Here is a 2,640-nt window from a genome sequence, read left to right as displayed (position 1 = left end):
GCGATGTCCACCTTGACCTCCCTCGCTTTGGCGATCTTGCGGAGGTCGTCCACCTTGACCTCGTAAATGGCATGCTCCAGCAGCGTGCCATTCATCTCCTTTCGCTCGTTCAAGCTGCCGACTCCCCCGAATTTCATCATCTGCCCGTCCACCGTCAGCATGAGAGTTTCGCCCGGCGCGATGTCGAGATACCCGGTCTGCGGCAGCGCCTGGTAACGCACCTCGAGATAATACTTGGCGTCCCACGCGCCCTGTCGAATGCGCGATGCGTTCAGCCAGACCAGCTCGCTTGGTTTGTCACCGCTGTCGAGTTCGTTGTCGAGGATGAGGTCAATGCCCGGCCCGCCGATGTCGCTGTGGTAGGTGTAAACGTCGGTTTTTGGCGCGGTCGAGCACCCGGCGAGCACCATGGCGAAGGCCAGCGGGAGAAGGGATTTTGCTTTCATAAAATCTGACGCCCTGTGGACGCTTTCAGTTCGTTGCGTAAAACATCTAGCACAACCGTCATCAGTTTGAACATAGAAAACAATGGGCGTTCAAACGGGGAGCGAACCCGACGGATGATTTCCACATTTCCAGCCCACGGCCCGTCACCGGCACAATGACGGAAACACCCAAATGCGCCCGACAAAGGCTGCCGTGATTTCCGCGCCTTCACCCTGTCCAATCAACCAGAGCAATGTGGCTCGACATACCGGTATGAATCCGTGGCTGGAAACGTGCGGTGTAATTCTTCTGGGAGTCGTCGGCTTTGCACTGGGCCGCTGGTTCTCCCGACTGCCCCGGCCCTACTGGACGTTCGGCTATTTCATTCCGTTTATTTTAGTCCTGCTGATCGGGCTTGCGTACCGGGTTCGCACACTGGAGTTCGTCGCGCCGTTTTCCTGGCTGATGGCCGGGCGCAACGAGTTTGCGCTGACGGCACTCATCGGCACGATGGTCTTGACGACGCCCCTGTCCCGTCTTCCGCGTCGTCGCGATCGCGTCGCGATTACGGGGTTGATGATCCTGGTGGTTTTCCAAGTCTCGGCATGGCCGTTTCTCGCGCCCGCATTCAACCGCAGTCAACTGGCGGCGCTTAAAACTCGGATGGATTCCGACAATGTCTGCCGGCAGAGCACCGATTACACCTGCGGACCTGCCGCGGCCGTGACGGCGCTTCGGCGCCTGGGAATCCCGGCGGACGAAAGTGAAGTCGCGCTCCTCTGTGGCACGAGCACTGCAATGGGAACGCCGCCGGACATACTTTGCCGTTCCCTGCAGAAACGTTACGGGCCCGACGGACTGATTTGCGAATATCGAGCGTTCAATTCAGTAGGCGAACTCAAACAATCGGGCTGCACGCTCGCGTTGATGAAGTTCGCCTTTCTGGTGGACCACTACGTTGCCGTGCTCGAAGTGGACGACCATACCGTGACCGTCGGCGACCCTCTCAACGGCAGGCAAACGCTGGGTCACGCCGAATTTGCCCGGAAGTGGCGGTTCGTCGGTGTCACGTTGAAGCGCAAGTTGTGAACGCGCGACACGTTTTCGCACGTTTTCCTTTTCCAGCCGCGCGTTTCTCATCATCCTCTCGCGCATGAATCCGTTGCCGTTCGACAAACTGCGGCCCCACAAAAAACGCGCGTTCGTCCCGGAGAAAACTGATCTGGGTGACTGGTCTCAAATCGCGCCGCTGTTCGACCGGCTCGAGGCCGGCGCCGCGCAATCCAGGACCGCCCCGACTCTCGAACGCTGGCTGCTTGACTGGGGCGAACTGAACGCCGCTCTCGACGAGGAAGGCGCGCGCCGTTATGTCGCCATGACCTGCCACACGGACAACGCGGATGCCGAAAAGGACTACCTCCATTTCGTCGAACAGATCGAGCCCCGTCTCAAACCCCGGCAGTTCAGGCTGGAGGAACTTTACCTGCAACACCCCCTGCGCGGAAAACTGGCCACGGAACGTTACGCGGTGTTCGACCGCGCGACGCAGGTGCGCGTGGACCTTTATCGCGCCGAAAACGTGCCACTCGAGACCGAAGAGGCCAGGTTGAGCCAGCAGTATCAAAAGCTGTGCGGCTCGTTGACGGTCGCATTTCGCGGCGAAGAGAAGACTCTGGCGCAAATGGCGCCCTACCTCGAAGAACCTGACCGCGCCCTGCGGAAGGAGACGTGGGAACTGGTCGCGACGCGTCGATTGCGGGAAGCAGAAAAATTCGAAGACATCTTCGACCGGCTGGTGGCGCTCCGCGAACAGATCGCCAGGAACGCCGGGTTCGCGAACTATCGCGACTACGCCTTTCGCTGGAACCGCCGCTTCGATTATACCCCGAATGATTGCCTGAAATTTCATGACGCCATCGAGCGCGAGGTCATGCCGATGTTGCGCGACTTGCAAACCGTCCGGCGCGGGCAATTGAAACTGGACAAACTGCAGCCATGGGATCTGGCGGTTGATCCTCTGAACCGCCCTCCACTTCGTCCGTTCGGCAAGGTGGACCAAATGGTTTCGGACGCGCAGCGGATTTTCAACCAGCTCGACGGGGAATTGTCGGATGGGTTCAAAATGATGAACGACCTGCGCCTCCTCGACCTCGACAACCGCAAAGGCAAGGCCCCTGGTGGATACCAGACAACACTCGCGGAGGCGCGACTGCC

At 59.5% G+C, this 2,640-nt stretch carries 3 protein-coding genes; 2 read left to right on the top strand and 1 reads right to left on the bottom strand.

From position 1 onward, the window contains the following. On the bottom strand, positions 1 to 446 hold a 446-nt coding region (locus VN887_09100), incomplete at its 3' end, for a hypothetical protein (GenBank protein ID HXT40167.1). Between the two features lie 235 nt (positions 447 to 681). Here VN887_09100 and VN887_09095 point away from each other — a divergent pair. Then, complete coding sequence (locus VN887_09095; GenBank protein HXT40166.1) at positions 682 to 1,515, top strand: cysteine peptidase family C39 domain-containing protein; 834 nt, start codon at positions 682 to 684, stop codon at positions 1,513 to 1,515. Positions 1,516 to 1,579: 64 nt separating this feature from the next. Continuing rightward, a partial coding sequence (locus VN887_09090; protein ID HXT40165.1) for a M3 family metallopeptidase occupies positions 1,580 to 2,640 on the top strand: 1,061 nt, incomplete at its 3' end.

Origin of the sequence: Candidatus Angelobacter sp. (genome assembly GCA_035607015.1) — a bacterium.
Classification (GTDB): domain Bacteria; phylum Verrucomicrobiota; class Verrucomicrobiia; order Limisphaerales; family AV2; genus AV2.
Note: the sequence above shows the minus strand (reverse complement) of the source record. Positions and strands in the feature narration are given on the sequence as shown.